Origin of the sequence: Burkholderia sp. Se-20378, from assembly GCF_017104665.1 — a bacterium.
In the GTDB taxonomy this organism is placed as follows: Bacteria; Pseudomonadota; Gammaproteobacteria; order Burkholderiales; family Burkholderiaceae; genus Burkholderia; species Burkholderia lata.
This window is the reverse complement of the sequence record NZ_JAAGPG010000101.1, coordinates 1-21,606: the sequence shown is the minus strand read 5'-3', so window position 1 is coordinate 21,606 and position 21,606 is coordinate 1. Positions and strand designations below refer to the sequence as shown.

General features: G+C 67.1%; 19 protein-coding genes. 11 read left to right on the top strand and 8 right to left on the bottom strand.

Going from position 1 to position 21,606, the window contains the following annotated elements:
- Positions 1 to 412, bottom strand: a 412-nt coding sequence (locus G3N93_RS42220) for an ESPR domain-containing protein (RefSeq protein WP_206133253.1), incomplete at its 3' end; no start/stop codon positions are given.
- A 455-nt stretch (positions 413 to 867) separates the two neighbouring features.
- On the opposite strand from G3N93_RS42220, the gene G3N93_RS13720 reads away from it, so the two are divergent.
- The gene (locus tag G3N93_RS13720; protein ID WP_206133252.1) at positions 868 to 1,497 is read left to right on the top strand and encodes an NAD(P)H-binding protein; all 630 of its coding nucleotides are present in this window, start codon (positions 868 to 870) and stop codon (positions 1,495 to 1,497) included.
- A gap of 24 nt (positions 1,498 to 1,521) precedes the next feature.
- On the opposite strand, the gene G3N93_RS13715 is transcribed toward G3N93_RS13720, so the two are convergent.
- Positions 1,522 to 2,439 (bottom strand): LysR family transcriptional regulator, encoded by a 918-nt coding sequence (locus tag G3N93_RS13715; RefSeq protein WP_206133251.1) that lies wholly within the window; start codon positions 2,437 to 2,439, stop codon positions 1,522 to 1,524.
- A 127-nt stretch (positions 2,440 to 2,566) separates the two neighbouring features.
- Here G3N93_RS13715 and speB point away from each other — a divergent pair, with 127 nt between their 5' ends.
- The 5 genes from speB (at position 2,567) to G3N93_RS13690 (ending at position 7,764) form a co-directional block, all read left to right on the top strand.
- Positions 2,567 to 3,535, top strand: a complete 969-nt coding sequence (gene speB, locus G3N93_RS13710; protein WP_206133250.1) for an agmatinase — start codon at positions 2,567 to 2,569, stop codon at positions 3,533 to 3,535.
- Positions 3,528 to 3,992, top strand: coding sequence for a GNAT family N-acetyltransferase (locus G3N93_RS13705; RefSeq protein ID WP_206133249.1), 465 nt, complete (start codon positions 3,528 to 3,530; stop codon positions 3,990 to 3,992). Before speB ends, G3N93_RS13705 begins: the two co-directional genes overlap by 8 nt.
- A 129-nt stretch (positions 3,993 to 4,121) precedes the next feature.
- The gene (locus G3N93_RS13700) at positions 4,122 to 4,799 is read left to right on the top strand and encodes an SOS response-associated peptidase family protein (RefSeq protein ID WP_206133248.1); all 678 of its coding nucleotides are present in this window, start codon (positions 4,122 to 4,124) and stop codon (positions 4,797 to 4,799) included.
- Between the two features lie 303 nt (positions 4,800 to 5,102).
- The gene (locus G3N93_RS13695) at positions 5,103 to 6,533 is read left to right on the top strand and encodes a cytosine permease (RefSeq protein ID WP_174934933.1); all 1,431 of its coding nucleotides are present in this window, start codon (positions 5,103 to 5,105) and stop codon (positions 6,531 to 6,533) included.
- Positions 6,534 to 6,693: 160 nt separating this feature from the next.
- Positions 6,694 to 7,764 (top strand): porin, encoded by a 1,071-nt coding sequence (locus tag G3N93_RS13690; protein WP_206133247.1) that lies wholly within the window; start codon positions 6,694 to 6,696, stop codon positions 7,762 to 7,764.
- A gap of 113 nt (positions 7,765 to 7,877) precedes the next feature.
- On the opposite strand, the gene G3N93_RS13685 is transcribed toward G3N93_RS13690, so the two are convergent.
- From G3N93_RS13685 to G3N93_RS13675, 3 genes are all read right to left on the bottom strand, one after another.
- Positions 7,878 to 9,020, bottom strand: a complete 1,143-nt coding sequence (locus G3N93_RS13685) for a porin (protein WP_206133246.1) — start codon at positions 9,018 to 9,020, stop codon at positions 7,878 to 7,880.
- Positions 9,021 to 9,084: 64 nt separating this feature from the next.
- A complete protein-coding gene (locus G3N93_RS13680) occupies positions 9,085 to 10,500 on the bottom strand; it encodes a cytosine permease (protein WP_206133245.1) in 1,416 nt (471 codons plus the stop codon).
- A gap of 90 nt (positions 10,501 to 10,590) precedes the next feature.
- Complete coding sequence (locus G3N93_RS13675; protein WP_206133244.1) at positions 10,591 to 11,811, bottom strand: amidohydrolase; 1,221 nt, start codon at positions 11,809 to 11,811, stop codon at positions 10,591 to 10,593.
- Between the two features lie 340 nt (positions 11,812 to 12,151).
- On the opposite strand from G3N93_RS13675, the gene G3N93_RS13670 reads away from it, so the two are divergent.
- Positions 12,152 to 13,078 (top strand): LysR family transcriptional regulator, encoded by a 927-nt coding sequence (locus G3N93_RS13670; protein WP_206133243.1) that lies wholly within the window; start codon positions 12,152 to 12,154, stop codon positions 13,076 to 13,078.
- A gap of 37 nt (positions 13,079 to 13,115) precedes the next feature.
- Here G3N93_RS13670 and G3N93_RS13665 read toward each other — a convergent pair whose 3' ends face one another.
- Positions 13,116 to 14,072 carry a LysR family transcriptional regulator gene (locus G3N93_RS13665; protein ID WP_011351555.1) on the bottom strand — a complete coding sequence of 319 codons (957 nt, stop codon included), beginning with the start codon at positions 14,070 to 14,072 and terminating at the stop codon, positions 13,116 to 13,118.
- Between the two features lie 190 nt (positions 14,073 to 14,262).
- Here G3N93_RS13665 and G3N93_RS13660 point away from each other — a divergent pair, with 190 nt between their 5' ends.
- The 4 genes from G3N93_RS13660 to G3N93_RS13645 all read left to right on the top strand — a co-directional run bounded on the left by G3N93_RS13660 (position 14,263) and on the right by G3N93_RS13645 (position 18,349).
- The gene (locus G3N93_RS13660; protein ID WP_206133242.1) at positions 14,263 to 15,573 is read left to right on the top strand and encodes an MFS transporter; all 1,311 of its coding nucleotides are present in this window, start codon (positions 14,263 to 14,265) and stop codon (positions 15,571 to 15,573) included.
- Positions 15,574 to 15,604: 31 nt separating this feature from the next.
- Positions 15,605 to 16,885, top strand: a complete 1,281-nt coding sequence (locus G3N93_RS13655) for a Zn-dependent hydrolase (RefSeq protein ID WP_206133241.1) — start codon at positions 15,605 to 15,607, stop codon at positions 16,883 to 16,885.
- 49 nt (positions 16,886 to 16,934) lie between these two features.
- On the top strand, positions 16,935 to 17,957 hold the full coding sequence (locus tag G3N93_RS13650; protein ID WP_089445302.1) for a histone deacetylase family protein: 1,023 nt from the start codon (positions 16,935 to 16,937) through the stop codon (positions 17,955 to 17,957).
- A gap of 104 nt (positions 17,958 to 18,061) precedes the next feature.
- Positions 18,062 to 18,349 carry a hypothetical protein gene (locus G3N93_RS13645; protein ID WP_174934919.1) on the top strand — a complete coding sequence of 96 codons (288 nt, stop codon included), beginning with the start codon at positions 18,062 to 18,064 and terminating at the stop codon, positions 18,347 to 18,349.
- 46 nt (positions 18,350 to 18,395) lie between these two features.
- Here G3N93_RS13645 and G3N93_RS13640 read toward each other — a convergent pair whose 3' ends face one another.
- Together G3N93_RS13640 and G3N93_RS13635 are read right to left on the bottom strand one after the other, a co-directional pair.
- Positions 18,396 to 19,358 (bottom strand): spore coat U domain-containing protein, encoded by a 963-nt coding sequence (locus tag G3N93_RS13640; RefSeq protein ID WP_174934917.1) that lies wholly within the window; start codon positions 19,356 to 19,358, stop codon positions 18,396 to 18,398.
- Positions 19,355 to 21,606: fimbria/pilus outer membrane usher protein (locus G3N93_RS13635; protein WP_206133240.1), on the bottom strand; the 2,252-nt coding region annotated here is incomplete at its 5' end. The genes G3N93_RS13640 and G3N93_RS13635, both read right to left, overlap by 4 nt.

The following is a 21,606-nucleotide window of genomic DNA, read 5'->3' as shown; positions in this document are numbered from 1 at the left end:
CGCCGCCAGGCGTCAGGGCCTGCGCATCCTGGCCGATCGCGATGTTGCCTGCGCCCGTCGAGCCGCTGCTGCTGGTCGCGCCCGAACCGATCGCAATGTCGGCATCGCCCGCTGCCGCCGCGTTGACGCCGGCTGCAAGTGCGTTCAGGCCCGTTGCGCCGTCGTTGTTGACGTTCGCGCCCGCGCTGCCGCCGTCGTTCACGCTGTAGTAGGACGTCGTGCCGGGTTGCGCCGCTTGCGCCGCGGCGTCCAGCGGTGCGACGACGGCTGCGACCACGGAGAGGGTGGCGGCCACGCGAGCGGACGCCGACACCTTGCTCGAGGTCTTCTTGCCGTTGGCGCGGGTGGTTTCGGAGGTGGCGACCCAGGCGCCCAGTGCGTCGTTCCAGATCGTACGGAAAGTGCGGTTCATAGTCTGTCTCGGAAAAAAGAGGACGCCGCACCGCGATACGATGACTTGAGGAATTAAGACAGCTGGATGGGCGTTCCCGGGTGAATTAAGAGATAACGAATGAGATGAATCTTACAGAATGAAATGTATTTGTAATGTAAAACAACGAAAAATGGACGCACTTTCTTTCATTGTTTGACATTATTTATCGTACAAATGTCGAAGAAAAAGGTGTTTGGAGAGATAGGGTGCGATGAAAATTGCGAAACAAAGTGGAAAGTGCGACGAATTGAAGCGTGGGTGAACGGCGGCCGATGGCGCGCCGCATCAATTCAGAGATATGGATTGAGCGTGGTCTGTAACTTTTAGAGATGTTGCAAGGTTGTCGGCGCCGAGTCGGCCGACGATCATGTGGGAAGCCGGAAACCGGGCCGTTCCTGGCTCGCCAACGCAGGCTCCACACGGAAGAACCGGACATGAAATTGCTGCTCGTCGGCGCGACCGGACTCGTCGGGCGTCACGTCCTCGAAGTCGCGCTCGCCGATGCGCGGGTCGATCAGGTGATCGTCCTCGCGCGCCGCCCGTTGTCGCCGCACCCGAAGATGCGCGCGCTCGAGGTCGATTTCGATCATCTGCCCGACGCGGCCGACTGGTGGCACGCCGATGCCGTGATCTGCGCGCTCGGCACCACGATGCGCGCCGCCGGCTCTCAGGCGGCATTCCGGCGCGTCGACCACGACTATCCGCTCGCGGTCGCGCGGCTCGCGCACCGTTACGGCACACCGGCTTACGTGCTGAATTCCGCACTCGGCGCGGATTCGGCGTCGCGCATCTTCTACAACCGCGTGAAGGGCGAGGTCGAGCAGGCGCTCGCCGGTGTCGGGTTCGCGTCGCTCACTTATGTGCGGCCCGGCCTGATCGGCGGCAGCCGCGACGAATTCAGGTTCGGCGAGCGGCTGCTGGTGTCCGCGTTGAACGTGGCCGGCCCCGTGTTGCCGGCGAAGTGGCGCGTGAATCCCGCGTCGCGGATCGCCCGCGCGATGCTCGACGCGGCAATCGCCGCGCGGCTGGGCGTGCAGGTCATCGCGTCGGACCAGCTCGTCTGACGCAACACGGGCGGCGCTCGCCCGTCACTGATCTGCGAAGCCGTCGAGCCCGCCGAATTGTTCGGCGAGCGCCGCGGTGAACGCCTCCAGCGCTTCGCTGCCGTCGCAGTTCCGCGGTGTCGCCAGCTGGAATTCGACCGTATGGCTCAGCTTGCTCGGGAGCAGCCGTCGCATCTTGCCCGCGGCAACCCAGGGCGCCGCGACGTGGTCGGGCAGGAAGCCGATATGCGCGCCGGACAGGATGAAGATCACGTCGGCGTCGACGTTTTCGGAGAACGCGGTCGGTTGCGCGTTGCGCAGCGCCGCACCCGACGTATTCGTCTTGTAGAGCCGCGCGACGTTGCTCGCGTTCGCGATGTCGTTGACCGATACGGTCTTTTTCGCAAACAGCGGATGCCGGGCGCCGCAGTGCAGCGACTGGTGCTCGACGAACAGCGGTGCGTAGTGCAGGCCGGCCTGGTGGCCGGAGAAGTAGCCGATCGCGAGCTGCAGTTCGCCTTTCAGCAGCCGGCGCTCCAGGTCGTCGGGCGGCACCGCGATCATCTCGATCAGCACGTCCGGCGCCCGTTCGCGGAAACCGCCGACTCCAGCCGCGATCGATTCGACGACGTCCGGGGCGAGCCGCTCGGACAGCCCGATGCGCAATTCGCCGAGCAACGTGCCCGATACGTGCTGCGTATCGCGCGTGAACACGTCCATCGCATGCAGGAGCCGCCGCGTCGACTGCAGCACGCGTTCGCCCTTCGGCGTCAGCCGGAAGCCGCTCTTGCCGCGATCGCACAGCCGGAACCCGAGGCGCGTCTCGAGCTTGGCCATCTGCGTGCTGATCGTCGACGGCGCCATCCCGAGCGTGCCCTGCGCGGCGCTGAAGCCGCCGCTTTCGACGATCGTCAGAAAGAGCCGCAGCAACTGCAAATCCATGTCTCTCAATCGGGTCAGCATGGCGATACATCGCGTTTCGTGAAGTCGGCTTATGTTAGTTCATATTTTTCGTCGGATGCCGTGGCGGCAGAATCGGGCACGAGGTCGCCAGCCGCGCGGCCGTCCCCCACCCGACAGGAATCCGACGATGAGCCAGAACGATTTCGCATTCACGCGCGACAGCCTCTACGGCACGCAGGCCGAACCGACCTTCGCGGGCGCGACGAGCTTCATGCGCCGGCGTTTCAGCCGCGACCTGAACGGCGTCGACCTCGCGATCACCGGCGTGCCGTTCGATTCCGCCGCATCGCACCGGCCCGGCACGCGCTTCGGCCCGCGCGGGTTGCGGATCGCCTCGACGGGCATCGCGTGGGAGCGCCCGTGGCCGTGGTCGTTCGATCCGTTCGACGTGCTGGCCGCGGTCGACTACGGCGATTGCGCATTCGATCTCGGGCAGCCCGAATCGGTGCCGGGCGCGATCGAGCGGCATGCCGATGCGATCCTCGCGCGCGGCTGCGCGATGCTGACGCTCGGCGGCGATCACTTCATCACGTATCCGCTGCTGAAGGCGCATGCGAAGGTGCACGGGCCGCTGTCGCTCGTGCATTTCGATGCGCATACCGACACGTGGCCCGACCGCGACGTGAAGCGCATCGACCACGGCACGATGTTCTATCACGCGGCGCGGGAAGGGTGGGTCGTCCCCGAACGGTCGGCGCAGATCGGCATCCGGACGACCAACGACGAGCCGATGGGCTTCGACATCCAGGATGCGCGCCAGGTGCATGCATCGACGCCCGCTGCGATCGCCGCGCGCATTCGCGAGCGGGTCGGCGACCATCCCGTGTATCTGACGTTCGACATCGACTGCCTCGATCCGGCGTTCGCGCCGGGCACGGGTACGCCGGTCTCGGGCGGGCTGTCGAGCCATCAGGCGTTCGAGATCCTGCGTCACCTCGAAGGCATCAACCTGGTCGGCATGGATGTGGTCGAAGTGTCGCCGCCGTATGATCATGCGGAAATCACGTCGCTGGCCGGCGCGACGATCGCGCTGGAGCTGATCTGCCTGTATGCATCGCGCCGGCGGCGGACCATGGAAAAATCGAACGATGACTGAACTCACCTGGCGAAAGGCCGTTGCCGACGATGCGGCCGCGTGCATCGCACTGCGCGGCAGGACGCGCGAGAACGCATTCACCGACGCGCAACTGCGCGACCTCGGCATCACCGTCGAAAGCTGGGGCGACGGGATCCGCGACGGCCTGTTCCTGGGCTACGTCTGCTGTGCGGACGGGCGCATGGTCGGCTACTGCTTCGGCGACACCGCTTCGGGCGAGATCGTCGTGCTCGCGATCCTGCCCGAGTACGAGGGGGCGGGAATCGGCAAGCGGCTGTTGCGGCAGGTGATCGACGCGTTCGCGGCGAACGGTTTCACATCGCTGTTTCTCGGGTGCTCGGCCGATCCCGCGTCGCGCTCGCACGGCTTCTACCGGCATCTGGGCTGGACGCCGACCGGGACGCTCGACGACGCGGGCGACGAGATCCTGACGCTGCGGATCGGACAGCACGCGTGATGGCACGCGTCGGGCTACGCCCGACGCATCATCGATTCGTAAAACTGTTTCGTCATACCAAACAATAGCGCGACCACGGCACCCACGCTGGCCTACGATGGAAACATTACTTCCACCGTCCGCCGAGCCGTGTGCACCCATTACCGCGCCCCTGACGAAGACCCGGGCATCAGCGAACTGAAGATCGGCATCGGCGATCTGTATCGCCGCGACCCGTGGGCGCCCGACGTGTATCCCGACTACGCGGCGCCGATTGCGCGCGCCGCTGGCGACGGCCTCGAAGTCGTCGCGGCCGTGTTCGGCTTCTGGCCGAAATTCATGCAGCCCGAGCGGCTCGACGAGAACGGCCGTAAAAAGAAGAAGCTCGACACGGTCAACGCACGGGCGGAAACGGTCGGCTCGTCGCGGCTCTACGGCAACGCGTGGCGCAACGGCCAGCGCTGCCTGATTCCGGTGCGCTGGATCTTCGAACCCTGCTACGAAACCGGTCGCAACGTGTGGCAGCGGATCGGCGTCGACGGCTGGCAACCGTGCTGCGTCGCCGGCATCTGGCGGCGCTACGAAGGCGACGACGGCGGCGAACGCGTGGGCATGGCGATGCTCACGGTCAACGCGGACACGCACCCGCTGTTCGCGCGGATGCATCGGCCCGGCGAAGAGAAGCGGGGCGTCGTGATGCTGCGCCGCGACGACTACGACGAATGGCTGCACGGGCGTGACGTCGAGGCAGCCCGATGCATGCTGAACCTGCTTCCCGCCGCCGACATGACGGCCGAGCCCGACCAGGCGCCGCCCGCGCGCACCTGAGCTTTCATTATTCCGACATCCAACTTTCGGCTGAACGGGTCGAACGTATCCCCATTATTCGGACGATTTCTAAAATGGACCGATACCGGGTAATCACCGATACCTCGCAAGTTGTATATACAAGATCATCCGCTGGCAATGTCGGCACACGTCGTGCCGCTTGCGCGCCAGTGCGCAGACCGTGCGTGCGTGGCGCATGCCGGCGATCCACGGCGCCCCGCACCCGCAGAGCCGAAAGGGCGGCTCGCAGCGTCCCGTCTCGTTCAAACCATTTGTGGTCCTGAGTATTTTGGAGATTTCCCCGTGTCAACGAATCCCAGTGGAAAAGCCGGCGGCCTGATCGAAGTCCGTTCGATCGACTTCATTCCCGACGCCGAGCGCCACGGCGGCTTGCTGAGCCAGTTCACGCTGTGGCTGTCGGCCAACATGCAGATCACGGCCATCGTCACGGGCGCACTCGCCGTGGTGCTCGGCGGCGACGTGTTCTGGTCGCTGGTCGCGCTGCTGCTCGGCCAGCTCATCGGCGGCACGGTGATGGCGCTGCATGGCGCGCAGGGGCCGCAGCTCGGGCTGCCGCAGATGATCTCGAGCCGCGTGCAGTTCGGCGTCTACGGCGCGATGATCCCGATCGTGCTCGTGTGCCTGATGTATATCGGCTTTTCCGCAAGCGGCTCGGTGCTGGCCGGGCAGGCCGTCGCACAGCTGCTGCACGTCGACGACGCGGCCGGCATCCTGCTGTTCGCGGCCGTGATCGTCGTGCTGACCGTGTTCGGCTATCGCGCGATCCATGCCGTCGGCCGGATCGCGAGCGTGGTCGGCATCGCCGCGTTCGTCTACATGTTCACGCAGCTGTTCGCGAACCACGATATCGGCGCGCTGCTCGCGAACAAGCATTTCTCGCTCGCCAGCTTCCTGCTGTCGATGTCGCTGTCCGCGTCGTGGCAGATCGCGTTCGGCCCGTACGTCGCCGACTATTCGCGCTACCTGCCGCGCTCGACGTCGTCGGTCGCGACGTTCGTCGCGGTCGGCCTGGGCTCGGTGATCGGTGCGCAGGCGGCGATGGTGTTCGGCGTGTTTGCCGCGGCACTGGCCGGCAGCCAGTTCGCGCACCATGAGGTGTCGTATATCGTCGGCCTTGGTTCGACGGGCGCCGTGGCCGCGCTGCTGTACTTCAGCATCGCGTTCGGCAAGGTGACGGTGACGGCGCTCAACGCGTACGGCAGCTTCATGTCGATGGCGACGATCGTCAGCGGCTTCCGCGGCAAGGGCGCCGTGTCGTCGCGCAGCCGCCTCGTCTACATCTTCGGGATGATCTGCGTATCGACGCTCATCGCGCTCGCGGGCCGCCATTCGTTCCTGAAGGAATTCACCGCGTTCATCCTGTTCCTGCTCGCGTTCTTCACGCCGTGGAGCGCGATCAACCTGGTCGACTACTACTGCTTCACGCGCTCCCGCTACGACGTGCCGGCGCTGTCCGATCCGGACGGCCGCTACGGCCGCTGGAACGTGATGGCGATCACGATCTACGTGGTCGGCATCCTCGTGCAGTTTCCGTTCATGTCGACGCACATCTACACGGGGCCGCTCGTCGACGCGCTCGGCGGCACCGACATCTCGTGGATCCTCGGCCTGGTCGTGCCCGCCGTGCTGTATTACATCGGCGCGCGCGCGTCCCGCCGCAGCATTCCCGAACGCCTGATCCTGCCGCTCGAACGCGGCGAAGTTCACCACTGACGACACGTCACGCGCATCGGGCCGGCCGGCTGCCGGCCTGACCGTCGCGCGAGCCGGGCGCTGCCTGCGCCGGGCGCCTCCCCACGTTTCCTTTCCCGCGATGCCGGTGCGGCGCGACTGCCGCGCACGGTGTCGTTTCATTCTCTGACCATTGAATAGTATGACTAAACAAATGACGGCCCGCGGGAGCGATTCCCGGGCGTGGATGACGCACGCCGGTGTTCGCATGACGGTCGCGGTGGCGTGCGTCGCCGGACCGGGCGCCGCGTTCGCGCAGGACGGCGTCACGCTGTACGGCGTGATCGACGAGTTCGCGCAGTACGTGAATACGGGCAACGGCTATACGGCGGCGATCAATTCGGGCGGCCAGTGGGGCAGCCGGTTCGGGCTGAAGGGCGGCGAGGATATCGGCGGCGGGCAGAAGATCGAGTTCGCGCTGGAGAACGGCTTCAACCCGAACGACGGTTCGCTCGCGAGTTCGGGCAGCATGTTCAACCGGCAGGCGTGGGTCGGCATCGCGGGGCAGTGGGGCAAGGTGCGCGCGGGCCGCCAGAATTCGCCGCTGTTCAACGACCAGGGCGGACAGGATGCGTTCGGTGGCGTCACGCAGGCGTCCGGCATGGACAACCTGACCGTGTTCGCGTTCCGCACCAGCAACACGCTGTCGTACCAGAGCCCGGAGATCGCGGGCTTCCAGGGCGGGGTGTACTTCGGGTTCGGCGATGCGGGCGGCGTGCGCTCGGCAGGCTCGAGCCAGCAGTTCGACCTGACCTACGAACACGGGCCATTCGGCGCGTTCGTCGCGGGCCAGTGGCTGAAGAACGCGACGGCGACCACCACCGATCGCACGATCATGGCCGGCGCGTCGTACGAGATCGGCAAGGCCACCGTGTACGGCGGCTTCTCCGCGGTGAAGTGGGCCGATCTCGGCATCGATTCGCGCGTCTACGGGCTGTCGGTCAAATACCAGTTCAATCCGGCGAGCTACGTGGCGCTCGGCTACGCGTATCTGCACGACCAGTCGTCGCAGGGCAACAATGCGGACCAGTTCGGGCTGATGTACGAGTACGACCTGTCGAAGCGCACGAGCTTCTACGGCGCGCTGTCGTACCTGCGCAACCGCAACCAGGCCGGCTATACGCTCGCCGGTGCGGCGAACCCCGGCCTGCCGCTCGCGTATCCGGGGGCGAACGCACGCGGCGTGCAGCTGGGTATCGTTCACCGGTTCTGAAGGACGTGTAGCGCCGCGGTCATGCCGGGTCGGCGGACGGCATGATCGCGGCGCGCATCGCGACACGCGCGCGTCGGCATCGTTGGTACGCGTGCGGGTCGCCATGCAGACGCTCAGAATCGATGCCGGATACCCATGCCGACCAGGGCCTGCGTGTTGCCTGACGCAGGTGACAGCGTATTGATCTGGGCTTGCGAAAACGGCGTGTCGTCGCCGTGTACGCGCTGGTAGACGGCGTCCAGGTACACCTGCGTGCGCTTGGACAGTGCGTACTCGGCGAGCAGGCCGAACTGGTTCCAGTGCGGATGCTTGCCGTCCACGCTTGCGGTCGTATAGGTGTACGCGCCTTTCACGTCGACCGCGGCCGTTGCATGGAACGTCGCATTCAGTTCGTAGTTGTTGAAGCTCAGCCCGCTCGCACCGGTGAAGGCCGGGTTCTGCCACTCGCCCGTCGGCATTTCCAGGATCGTGCGCGTCACGTTCGAGCCGATCTCGAACCGGTCGAATGCGTAGTGTGCACCCAGCCCGAAGATGCGCTGGCGCGCGGCGGTGAAGTTCGCATCGAGCACGTCCACGGCGCCCAGCGAACCTGGTGCATCGTCACCGGGATGGTCGAGCTGCTCGTAGACAGCGGCAAGCTTCAGGCGGCCGATTTCATATGCGAGGCCGGCCGCCCACAGCCGGTTGTCGGCGAAACCGGAGCCGTTGCCCGAGGTGGCGCCCGCCTTGTTGCTGAACGCGTACATGCCGCCGAACGTGACGCCTGCCAGTTCGATGCTCTGATACTTGACGGCGTTGTTGACCATGTAGGTTGCCCACAGATTGTCGTTGTCGTACGGATGCGCATACAGCGCACCGCCCCAGCTGCCGGTTGCGGCGAAATCGCCGAGGTAGTCGCCCACGCTGTCGAGCATGCGTCCGAGCTTGATCGTGCCTGCGCTCGCGCTGCTCAGGCCGATCCATGCATAGTCGCCGAAGATGCGGCCGCTCGGCCAGGCCGTGCCGTTGGCCGTCGAGAAGGCGGAGCCGAGCTTGAAGATGACCTTGTTGCCGCCACCGAGATCTTCCGAGCCGCGCAGGCCCCAGACGCTCGTTTCGGTCGGCGACGACAGGAACTGCACTGCATGCTTGCCGCCCTGGTTGGTCGAATAGAACAGGCCGCTGTCGATCACGCCGTAGAGCGTGACGCTGCTCTGTGCGTGGGCACTCAGCGTGCAAAGCACGAGTGCGCACGACAGGACGATTTGATTTTTCATATGAATCGGAATCCTGATTATATTGTGTGGAGAATCGAATGCGATCGAAGCCGCTTCTATCGCGTCATGCGCGGTCGATCTGTGCATGCCGCGAAGCGCGCGGCGTGCGGTGGCGGGTCAGTGCGTAGTAGAGCGCGCCGGGCAAGGCCATGCCGACGATCCACGACACGTCGATGTCGCCGAGCAGGTGAAACAGCGGGCCCGTATAGAGTTCGGTCGACATGAACGGAATCTGCGCAAGCACGCCGACCACGTAGCACGCGATACCCGTCGCGTTCCACTTGCCGTAGCGGCCGTTGACGTCCGACAGCGCCGACACGTCGATCGGCTCGTGCGACACCCAGTAGTAGTCGACGAGATTGATCGCACTCCACGGCGTGAAGAACGCCAGCAGGAACAGGATGAAGTGGCTGAAAGTGCGCAGGAACGCGTGATCGGCGACAAGCGCGAGGATCGTGTAGGTCGCGACGACGGCGATGGTCAGCACGATCCGCGCGGCAAGTCCGATCGACGACTTGCCGCGCAGCGCGGCGGAGATCGTGGCGACGGACATGAAACCGCCGTACACGCACAGCGTCGACGCGATCAGCTTGCCGAACATGATGGTCAGGTACAGCGTCGTCGCAACCAGCGCGATGCCGCCCGAACCGATGCCGACCATATAGGCGACTTCGTGTCCGGCGAACTGCTTGCCGGCCAGCGCCGCCGCGAATACGCCGAACGTCATCGCGATCTGGGAACCGAGCACGGAGCCCGAGCCGATCGTCAGGAAAGTCCTGAGTGGCGACGTCGCGCGCGGCAGGTAGCGCGAGTAATCGGCGACGTACGGGCCGTACGTGATCTGCCAAGACGCCGACAGCGATACCGCGAACAGGAAGGTCGGCCACGTGAAATGCCGGTTGTCGAACAGCAGCGTCGCGTTGTGGCCGCGCGTCAGGCTGAACAGCAGATAGACGAACATCAGCCCGCCGACCACGCTGTAGATGCGCCCGACCGCGTGAATGGCGCGATAGCCGAACAGCGCGAGCAAGGTCACGACCACGCCGAGCATCACGATGGCCTGGGCGGGGCTCACGTGCATCAACTGGCCGAGCGCCTGGCTCATCAGCACCGTGCCGCTCGTCAGGAAGCCGATGTACATCACGCAGACGAGCGCGAGCGGAATGATCGCGCCGTAGATGCCGAACTGCACGCGGCTGAGGATCATCTGCGGCAGCCCGGTTTGCGGCCCCTGCGCGCCATGCAGCGCCATGATCGTGCCGCCGGCGATCTGGCCGACGAACAGCCCGACGATCGACCAGAAGACGTCGCCGCCGAGCACGACGGTGAGTGCGCCGGTGACCGCGCAGACGACGGTCAGGTTGGCGCTGACCCACAGCGTGAACTGGCTCAGCAGGCCGCCGTGGCGCTCGCTGTCGGGAACGGGTTCGATCGAGCGGTGCTCGATCAGGGTGTCCTTGTCGGACGCGGTGGTGCTCATGACGCTGTCTCCGTGGACGGATGATCCGTCGTGTCGTTATGTGCGGCGTGGAACGCCGGATGGTGCGATGCGGGGTCCGGGCGGCGGTCGTCAGCGCGAGGCGGCGGCCGCCAGGGCGCTACGTTCGTCGAGGCCGGCACGTATCGGTTCGGCGCCGGCGTCCAGCCGCGCCCGCAGGATCGATGCGAACATCGCGACGCCGATCGGCGCGACGTCGTCGTTGAAGTCGTATTCGGGGTGATGGCACATGTGGCCGCCCTGGCCGAGCAGAAAGTGGCAGCCGGGGCGTGCGTCGAGGAAGTTCGCGATGTCGTCGCCCGCCATCAGCGGCGTGACGTTGCCGATCACGTTTTCCGCCCCGACGACCTCGCGCGCGGCGTCCATCACGCACTGCACCGCGTCGGCGTGGTTGACGATCGCCGGCGTGCCGTCCAGCAATTCGAATTCGATGCGCGTGCGATTGGCGAGCGCGACGCCGTCGCAGATCGCCCGCATCCGCTCGAGCGCGAATGCCCGCGTGTCGTTCGACAGCGCGCGCACGGTGCCGCCGAGCACGGCTTCGTGCGGAATCACGTTGAATGCGTCGCCGGCGTGAAAACGCGCGATCGAGATCACGACGCTTTCCAGCGGATCGACCGACCGGCTCGCGATGGTTTGCAGCATCGCAACCAGGTGCGCGCCGATCGCGACCGGATCGATGCCGAGGTGCGGCATGCCGGCGTGGGTGCCGATGCCGTGGATCCGGATCTGAAACCGGTCGGACGATGCCTGTTGCGCGCCGACGCGCACGCCGATCCTCGACGGCGGCAGCATCGGGTCGTTGTGGAGGCTGTAGATTTCGTCGAACGGGAATCGCTCGAGCAACCCGTCGTCGAGCATCGCGCGGCTGCCGCAGACGATTTCCTCGGCCGGCTGGAAGATCAGCACCACGCGGCCGCGGAAGTGGCGATGCTCGGCGAGATGGCGTGCGGTGCCGAGCAGGATCGCGACGTGGCCGTCGTGGCCGCAGCCGTGAAAGATGCCTTCGAACACCGAGCGGTAGACCGGGCGGCCCAGTTCCCGCATCGGCAGCGCATCCATGTCGGCGCGCAGGGCGACGGTGCGGCCGGCGCCGAGCGTACCGTCGACGATGCCGACCACGCCGGTCTGTCCGACGCCGGTATGCACGTCGATGCCGAATTCGCGCAACCGTGTTGCGATGAAGTCGGCCGTACCGCGTTCCTGGAATGCGATTTCCGGTTTGCTGTGAATGAGCCGGCGCCAGTCGCGCATGTCGGCTGCCAGCGCCTGGATCGGTGGGGAAATGGGCATGATCGGGTGTCGCCTCTGCAAAATGGGTAGCGAAGCACGCTGCTGCTTCGGGGCGGGAAACGGGGGTTCCCTTGAAACCGATGCTATGTGGAGAAATTCGCGCCGGCCAATGCGAATAACCAGACGGGCGATGCAGACCTTGCATGGGCCCGGCGGCCCGCTGCCTGCGGTCAATGCGGATGTCTCGCGTGCGGGGATGGTGGTATATACGGCCGACTGCCCCGGCTTCGTCGAAGCGGTGCGGCGGCCTGCGATGCGCGGCCGTTGCCGGGGCTTGCCATCCGCCGCGGCCCGTTCGACGGCAGGTCGAATCATTGCCGTCATCCGTTCGAGGAACGTCGTGAACATCCGGAAACTTCGCCATGCGCTTGGCCTCGCCCAGCACCTGACGTTCAGCCGCGCGAGCGTCGACGTCAACCTCAGCCAGCCTGCGCTGTCCCGCAGCATCCAGTCGATCGAAGCCGAGCTCGGCGTCGCGCTGTTCGACCGCCATCCGAACGGCGTATCGCTGACACCTTACGGCAAGGTATTTGCCGAACGCGCGCGGCGCATCGTGATGGAAGCGACGGAATTGCAGCGCGACCTCGCGCTGATGCAGGATGGTGAATTCGGCGAGTTGTCGATCGGGCTCGGCGCGACGCCGGCGATCCTGCTGACCGGGCCGCTGATGGACCATTTCCTGCGCGAGGCGCCGCAGGTGCGCGTGAGCATCAAGCGCGGCCGTCGCGATACGCTGCTGCGGCGGCTGCTCGAGGAGCACGTCGATCTGTTCATCGGCGACATCGCGCAACTCGAGGATCATGCCGACCTGCAACTGACCCGGTTGCCGCGCTGGCCCAGCGGTTTCTTCTGTACGCCGGACCATCCGCTTGCGCGCCGGGACGCGGTGACGCGCGACGAACTGCTGCAGCACCGGCTCGGCTCGATCGAACTGTCGCCGTGGGCGCTGTCCGATCTGTGCGAGTACTTCGAGTGTTCGCTCGATGCGTTGATCTCGTTCCGCAGCGACGATTTTCGCGACGTGGAGGCGGCGGCGTCGGTGGGCGGGATGGTCGTGTTCGGCAATTCGGCGGCGTTTCGCGACGCGCTGCGGCGCGGGACGCTGGTCGAGCTGCCGCTCGATCCGCCGTTTCGCCGCGAGGCGCGGCTTGGGCTCGTGACGTTGGCCGCGCGGACGCTGTCGCCGGCCGCGATGCGCGCGAAGGCACTGGCCGAATCGGTCTTCGCGGACTATGCGGCGACGGCGCTCGGGGCGGCCGAGCGATGAACGATCGGCCGACGGGCCACTGGCGGCGGCGTGCCTGCTACTTCCCCAATCGCTCGGCCAGCGAATAGCGCTGCATGCAGCGCTCCATCGCGTCGAGAAACGCATGCTCGGCCGCGTTCATCTTGCGATCGCGATGCCACAGCAGGAACACGTCGACATCGACAAGGCCGTCGTCGGGCGGCAGCCGCCACAGCCGCTGCTGCGCGATGTCGTCGCGCACGATGTGCTCGGGCAGGCAGCCGATCCCGTAGCCTGCGAAGATCAGCCGCCGCACTTCCTCGAGGCTCGGCGACGACGCGACGATGCGCCCCGTGAAGCCCTTCTGGTCGCGAAACACGGTGAGCGGCGACAGGCTGTCGCCGATCTGGTCGCTCGTGAACGATACGAAGTTCTCGGCGAGCAGATCGTCCATCCGCAGTTGCGTCTGCCCGAACAGCCGGTGATGGCGGCCGCAGTAGATCGCATAGCGCTGGCGCAGGAAGCAGCGCATCTCCAGCTTGTCGTGCGGCGTGCGGCACAGGCCGAGCCCGGCCGTGGCCGTCTTCTGCAGCAGCGAAGACAGGATGTCCGACGAGCGCATCACTTCGATCTGCAGGTCGATGCGCGGATACGCGCGATGGAATTCCGCGAGGAATTCGTCATAGACGGGCGACTCGATGCGGCTCACCGTCAGCAGCCGGATCGAACCGGTCAGGTCGGCCGTGCTGTCGTCGATTTCGGTTTCGAGGCGCGAGATGCCGCCGTAGATGTCGCTCGCGATCCGGTAGACGGCTTCGCCCGCCGGTGTCGGCGCGAAGTGCGTGCCGCGCCGCTCGATCAGCTTGCGTTCGAGCGTGTCCTCGAGCCGCCGCAATGCCTGGCTCACGGCCGGCTGCGTCACGTGCAGGCGCGCGGCCGCGCGGCTCACGCTGCGCTCCTGGATGATCACCAGATACGTGCGCAACAGGTTCCAGTCGAGGCGGTCGTTCAGGAACGGGGCGAGGTCGGGGCGCATCGGATCTCCGGGCGAGGCGTCGAGGTCGACATTAGTTGAATTTATACGGCGAATAATAACTTGAAATTTGACTAATGATTTGCGGTCGCCGATAAAGGAGGGGTGCCGCAGCGTGCGGCACAAGGCCGCGACAGACGGCCGTCACACGATATTGCGCGTCGCTTCGCTGCGGCGCGCGTCAGGAGCCCGCATGACCCAGTCCCTTCCTTCCGCCCGCCAGCCGGCGCGCGCCGCGACGGCCGCGTTCATCGGCACGATGATCGAGTGGTACGACTTCTACATCTACGCAACCGCCGCCGCGCTCGTGTTCGGCGAACTCTATTTCCCGTCGCATGACCGCTTCGTCAGCACGATGGCGTCGTTCGCGACGTTCGCGGTCGGCTTCTTCGCGCGGCCGCTCGGCGGCGTGATCTTCGGCCATCTCGGCGACCGCATCGGCCGCAAGAAGGCGCTGATGACCACGTTGATGATGATGGGCGTCGCGACCGTCTGCGTCGGGCTGCTGCCCGACTACTCGAAGGTCGGCATGCTTGCGCCGGTGCTGCTCGTTGCGCTGCGCGTGGTGCAGGGGATCGCGGTCGGCGGCGAATGGGGCGGCGCGGTGCTGATGGCGGGCGAGCATGCGCCGCAGGGGCGCCGCACGTTCTTCGCGTCGTTCGCGCAGCTCGGCAGCCCGGCCGGGCTGATCCTGTCGCTGATCGCGTTTCGTGCGGTCACGTCGATGGACAAGGCCGACTTCCTCGCGTGGGGCTGGCGCCTGCCGTTTCTCGCGAGTTCGGTGCTGCTCGTGGTCGGCATCCTGATCCGGCTCGGCGTGAACGAGTCGCCGGAATTCGCGCGCGTGAAGGAAACCAACCGCACGGTGAAGCTGCCGGTCGCGGAAGTATTCCGCTCCGCGTCGGGGCTCGTGGTGCTCTGCATCGGCGCGAACACGATCGGCATCGCGGGCGTCTATTTCACGAACACGTTCATGATCGCGTACACGACGCAGTACGTCGGCGTGTCGCGCTCGCTGATCCTCGACAGCCTGTTCGCGGTCGCGATCATCCAGTTCATCGCGCAGCCGATCGCCGCGTGGATCGCCGAGCGCATCGGCGGCGCGCGCTTCCTGAAACTCGCGGCGCTGCTCGCGATGCTGTCGCCGTATCCGATGTTCATGCTCGTGCAGGGCGGCACGTCCGCGTCGCTGATCGCGGGCATCGCACTCGCGGTGGTCTGCATGGCCGGCTTCTATTCGGTGATCGCGGGTTTTGTCAGCGACGTGTTCCCCGCGCACGTGCGCTATTCGGCGATCTCGCTCGCTTACCAGATCTGCGGCGCGATCGCGGGCGGGCTGACGCCGCTCGTCGGCACGTGGCTCGCCCATCGCTTCGCGGGCCAGTGGTGGCCGCTCGCGGTGTTCTACACGTGTCTTGCTGGCATCTCGCTGCTCTGCATCGTCGCGCTCGACGCACGCCGTGCGGCACGGCCGGCCGCTGCCGAAGCGCTCGGCTCGCAGTGAACCTCAACGAACGAATTCATCCGGAGTGCACATGAAAGACCTGCTGGAAATCGACGGCGCCCGTTTGTGGCAGAGCCTGGTGGACATGGCGCGCGTCGGCGCGACGCCGCGTGGCGGCGTGCGGCGCCTGGCGCTCACCGACGACGACCGTCGCGGGCGCGACCTGTTCGCGCAGTGGTGCCGCGACGCGGGGATGACGGTGAGCGTCGACGCGGTCGGCAACCTGTTTGCGCGGCGCGACGGCGCCGATGCGCAGGCCGCGCCGGTGCTGATCGGCAGCCATCTCGACACGCAGCCCGAAGGCGGCCGCTTCGATGGCGTCTATGGCGTGCTCGCCGCGCTCGAACTCGTGCGCACGCTGAACGACGCCGGCATCACGACCGACAAGCCGCTGGAGATCGTGTCGTGGACCAACGAGGAGGGCGCGCGCTTCGCGCCGGCGATGCTCGGCTCGGCCGTGTTCACGGGCGCGTTGCCGCTCGACGATGCGCTCGCGAAGCAGGACGCCGACGGCGTCACGCTCGGCGCGGCGCTGGACGCATGTGGCTATCGCGGCACGCGTGCGACGGGCGGCGCGGTCGATGCGTACTTCGAAGCTCATATCGAACAGGGGCCCGTGCTCGAGGCGAACGGCACGACGATCGGGATCGTCACCGGCGGGCAGGCGATCCGCTGGCTCGACGTGACGGTGACGGGCGTAGCCGCGCATGCGGGCACGACGCCGATGCCGTATCGCAAGGATGCGTATTTCGCGAGTGCGCAGATGGCGCTCGAACTCGAACGGATCGTCGCCGGTTATGCGCCGCGCGGGCTCGCGACGATCGGGCAGGTCGGCATCCGCAATGCCTCGCGCAACACCATTGCCGGCGAGATGACGTTCACGGTCGACCTTCGCCATCACGACGATGCGCAAGTCGATGCGATGGAGCGCGACTTGCGCGATGCGTGCGCACGTGTCGCCGCCGCGCGTGGCGTGCAGGTCGCGATCGACACCTGCTGGCGCAGCCCGGCGACGCCGTTCGATCGCGACTGCGTCGAGCGGGTCGCGCAGGCGGCCGCCGCGTTCGGCTACACGAACGAGCGGATCGTCAGCGGCGCCGGGCACGACGCGATCCTGCTCGCGCGTTGCGTCCCGACCGCGATGGTGTTCATCCCGTGCGTCGACGGCCTGTCGCACAACGAAGCCGAGGATGCGCTGCCTGCCGACGTGACGCGCGGCACGAACGTGCTGCTCCATGCGGTGCTCGCACGCGCCGGCGTTGAAGCGGGTGTTGCAGCGGGCGTTGCCGTGGCCGCCACGCAGGATGCGTGACGCGGCGAACCGATCAATCGGCACAACGAAAAACCGACGAGGGCGAACGATGAAAACCTACTTCCATCCCGAGCAGTTGCTGCACCATCCGCGCAGCTACCTGTCGCGTGGCCAGATGCGTGAACCGCAGGAGGTGCCCGAGCGCGCGGCGCGTCTCGTCGCGGCCGTCCGGTCGCTCGACTTCGACGTGCGCGAGCCGGCCGACCGCGGCACCGCGCCGATCGCGGCCGTGCACGACATGAACTACCTGCGCTTCCTGGAAGAAGCGCACCGCGACTGGAAGCAGATGCCCGACGACTGGGGCGACGAAGTGATGTCGAACGTGTTCGTGCGCGACCCGAACCCGCTGCGCGGCGTGCTCGCGAAAGCCGCGCGCTACCTCGCCGACGGCAGTTGCCCGGTCGGTGCGAACACGTGGCGCGCCGCGTACTGGTCCGCACAGGGTGCGCTGGCGGCCGCGGCCGACGTCAACGACGGCGCACGCGAAGCGTACGCGCTGTGCCGGCCGCCCGGCCATCACGCACGCCGCGACGCGGCCGGTGGCTTCTGCTACCTGAACAATGCGGCGATCGCCGCGCAGTCGCTGCTCGGCCGCCACCGCCGGGTCGCGATCCTCGACACCGACATGCATCACGGCCAGGGCGTGCAGGAGATCTTCTACGGCCGCGACGACGTGCTGTACGTGTCGATCCACGGCGACCCGACCAACTTCTACCCGGTCGTCGCGGGCTACGAGGAAGAGACGGGCACGGGGGCCGGCGACGGATTCAACCTCAACCTGCCGATGCCGCACGGCGCGCCGGAGTCGGCGTTCTTCGAGCGGCTCGACGACGCGCTGCGCGCGCTCGCGCGGTTCCAGCCCGACGCACTCGTGCTCGCGCTCGGCTTCGATATCTACAAGGACGATCCGCAATCGCAGGTGGCCGTCACGACCGACGGCTTCGGGCGGCTCGGCGGCGCGATCGGCGCACTCGGGTTGCCGACGGTGATCGTGCAGGAAGGCGGCTATCACCTCGACAGCCTCGACGCGAACGCGCGTGCGTTTTTCGGCGGATTCGCCGCCGCGCGCTGACCGGCGCGGCGGGGCCCGATCGCATGCGTGCGGACTCAAGATTTCCGCACGCATGCCGATAATTCGCGCATATGCTGGATGGATGCACGAAGGAGGGCCGAACGATGAGAGCCGGCCAAATCAGACGCAGTGCGATCGCGCTCGCGGCACTGGGCGTAGGGTCGCTTGCCAGTGCGGCCGATCCGTCGATTCCGCTGCGCGTCAGTCTCACCATTCCCGAAACCTGCACGATCGGCCCCGGCGTGCCGCCGGCCGTCGATGCCGATGGGCCGAGCGTCAATTGCGCGCACGGTACGCCGTTCGTGCTCAGTCACGCGCCGCTGCCCGATGTGCGGTCGGCGCCGCGCAGCATCGGCGCAGGAGTGCTCCCCACCTGGACCGTCACGTTCTGAACGGCGCGCGCGGCGTGTGCGCCTGCCCATGCTGCGGAACCAAACGCTAGAAACTGATCGTCGCGGTGATCGTGTCGCTGTAGTTGCCGGGCGCGGGCGTCGTTTGCGCCGGCACCGCGCCGTACACGGTCACGACCTGCGACGTACCCGTGCCGACACCCGTGACTGTCGAGCTGCCGCCCGTGCCGTCGCCCCACGCGATCGAGCGTGCGGCATCCGTGTAAAGCCCGTAGCCGATCGTGCCGCCTCCGCCGCTGCGCTGCATGTGGCGCGCGGTCACGCTGCCGCTGCTGCCGCCGTTCAGCGCCACCTTCCACGCGTCGCCGTTGGTGCACTGCGCGGTGATCGAACCGGTCGCCGCGAGCGCGCCCGACAGCACGCTTGCCGTGCCGAAGCTGACGTTGGTCGCGCTGATGTTGCAGTTGTTGATGACGTTGGCGGTCGCGCTGAACGGGAAGGTGCCGTTCGACGCCGTCAGCGACGCGCAGCTTGGCGCACCGAGCAGGTAGAACCCCGCGTTGATCGAGGTCGTGTTGCCGCCGAACGTCTGCGAGTAGGTCGTCGTGCTGTTGCCGGTCGTCGGCACGGTCGGCTGGTTCGACGTGATCTGTCCGTAGATCGTGACCGTGGCGCTGGCGCTCGTGCCGAGCGCGGGTTTGACGAGCGTCACCGATGCCGGCGTCGTGCCGGAGTAAATGGAGCCCCACGCGACGGAATGCCCGCCATCGAGAAAGAGGTCGTACTGCATCGCGTTGGTGCCGTTGACGAGGCTGCGCGGGCTCGTGCCGCCGAGACTCAGGCACACGAGCACGTTCGGTGTCAGCGTGATGGCCGACCACGTGCAGGTGATGCTGACGGTGCCGGTTGCGGCGACCGACGCGCGCGAGATCGGGCTGACCGAGCCGAAGCTCACCGTCGACGCGGTGGCCGTGCACGATTCGGCCTGCGCATCGTGCGGCACGCCGCACCACATGGCGAAGGCGACGAACAGGAGCAGTGCGAACCTCATGGCGCGGCCCGGCAGGTGAGCGGGCCGATGGTCGGCAGCGTGCCGTTGCCGGGCGCCGTGAACGCGAATGCCGCGACGCACCGCTGCGTGCCGTAGTCGATCACGAGGTGGTTGTCCTCCTTCAGTCCGTCGATGAACGTGAGTCCGTCGTACCCGACGATCGTGTCCGCACCGCTTTCCGCGTGATGCACGTGCGCGCCCGCCGGCAGCGGGCGGCCGGCGGCGTCGCGCAGGATCACCGACGCCGCGCGATAGCGCGACACGCCGAAATGCGCGACCACGCCCGACTGCGCCTGCGGCACGACCGTCATCGACGTGCGGGCGATCCGCGCATCGGCGGGCAGCTTCATCGAGTCGATCGCGATCTGGTTGTTCTGGTACGCGTTCAGGTCGGGCACGAGCAGGTGCCCCGCGCGATCGGTCGTGCCGATCACGCGGTTCTCGTGCAGCACCGGAATGCCCGCGACGCCGTCGGTCGACACGAGCGCGAAGCCGTCGTCGATGCGGCGCGACACCTGCAGGCTGCGATCCATGAAGACGAGCGCGCCGCTGACGTCGAGCGACGCGCCGGTCTGGCGGTCGATGTTCTGCGCGGCCGCGATGACTTCGCCTGCATGGCCGAGATAGCGCAGTTGCGCCTGCCGGTAGGGCACCGCGCCCGTGCCGCCGGTCTGCACGCCCCAGCCCCAGCCGCCGTCGTAGTCGGGCGGCCGGCTCGCGTCGACGGTGTAGTTCGACTGGCCGCGCTGCCGGCCGACGGTCGCATTGATCGACGTGTTGCGGCCGAGCCCGATGTTCAGCGATACGAACGCGCCGTTCGCACCCTGCTGCGCGAAGTCGCGGTACGCACTCACGCTCACCGACGCGAGATCGCCGAAACTCAACGTGTAGGACACCGTGCCGATCCGGGCGCTCGGGCCTTGCGGCAGCCGGAAGCCGATATAGCTGAGCGACAGCGTCTGGCGGTGCATGAACGGCAGTGCGAGCGTGGCCTGATCGGTCGCCGACGGCACCGGCGAGCCGTCGCGCGACGCGAGGTCGCCGTAGCGGCCGAATGCGCGGATCGTCTGCGCGTTGATCGAGAAGCGCGGTTCGATCACCTGGTAGCCGACGCTCACCTGCGTGCCCGGATAGCGGCCGGCGCTGCCCGCGACCGCGCCGCTCACGACGCCTGCATAGCCGAGCCGCATCAGTGCGCCGACGCCGGCGTTGACCACGCCGCCGGTCGCTTCTGCATGCCCCTCGACAGTCAGCGCATCGGTGATGCCGCGCCGCATCGAGCCGCTGACGGCCGGTCGCGCGTCGTAGTCGAACGACTGCAGCCCGTAGTTGCGGCGCAGGAAGCCGGCTTCGAACGAATAGCTCGACAACCCGGCGGACAGCATGCGCGTATCGACGTAGAGCGGCACCGACGTCGCGACGGTGCGCCCGAGCGCGTCGCGCGTGATGACGGTCGCCTGGCCGGCGCCGGTGATGCCCGGCACGTCGTGGATGATGAACGGGCCGCTCGGCACGTTGCCGGTGTACTGGCGCACGTTGTTGATGTACAGGTCGACCGCCGACGGTACGGCGGCGGAACCCGCCAGCGACGGAATCGGGAACGTCACGAGATCGGGCCGCAGCGCGAAGTTGCTGCGCCACTGGAAGCCGCCGAGGCGCACCGAGCGCGTCCACGCGAGCGATCCCGAGATCGCGTCGCCGATCTGCGTCGTACTCGGCCGTGCCGGGTCCGAGCGGCTCCACGACGTATCGAAGCGCGTATAGCGCCGCTGGCCGTTGTAGAAATACGCGGTGCCCGTCGTGTTGAACACGCCGTTCGGGTCGAAGTAGCGCACGCCGGTGTAGAGCGAGAACTGCCGCTCGCCGATCGTCTGCGCGTACGCCTCGTAGTTGATCGCGACGCCGCGCGACGCGCTGGCCTCTTGCGTCGCCGGCAGCGCGCGGCTGTCGACCGCGTACGGTCGGCGCAGCGTGTCGGGCATCTGCAGGTCGACGCTCTGGTGTGCCGCGTCGTAGCGGTAGCGCAGGCCGGGAATCGTGTCGAGGTCGACGGTCGCCGCGTCGGCGATGCCGAGCCGGTCGGTCGCGAAGCCGATCGTGCGCAGGTCGGCGCCGCTTGCCGACAGATGGCCGTCGCGTTCGCGGAAGTGCGCGAGCAGCGCGGTGCTTTCGCCGTTGACGCTGACTTCGAGGACCACGTCGTGCGTGCTGTCGGTCATCACGAGTGCGGCGGGCTCGTCCGCGCGGG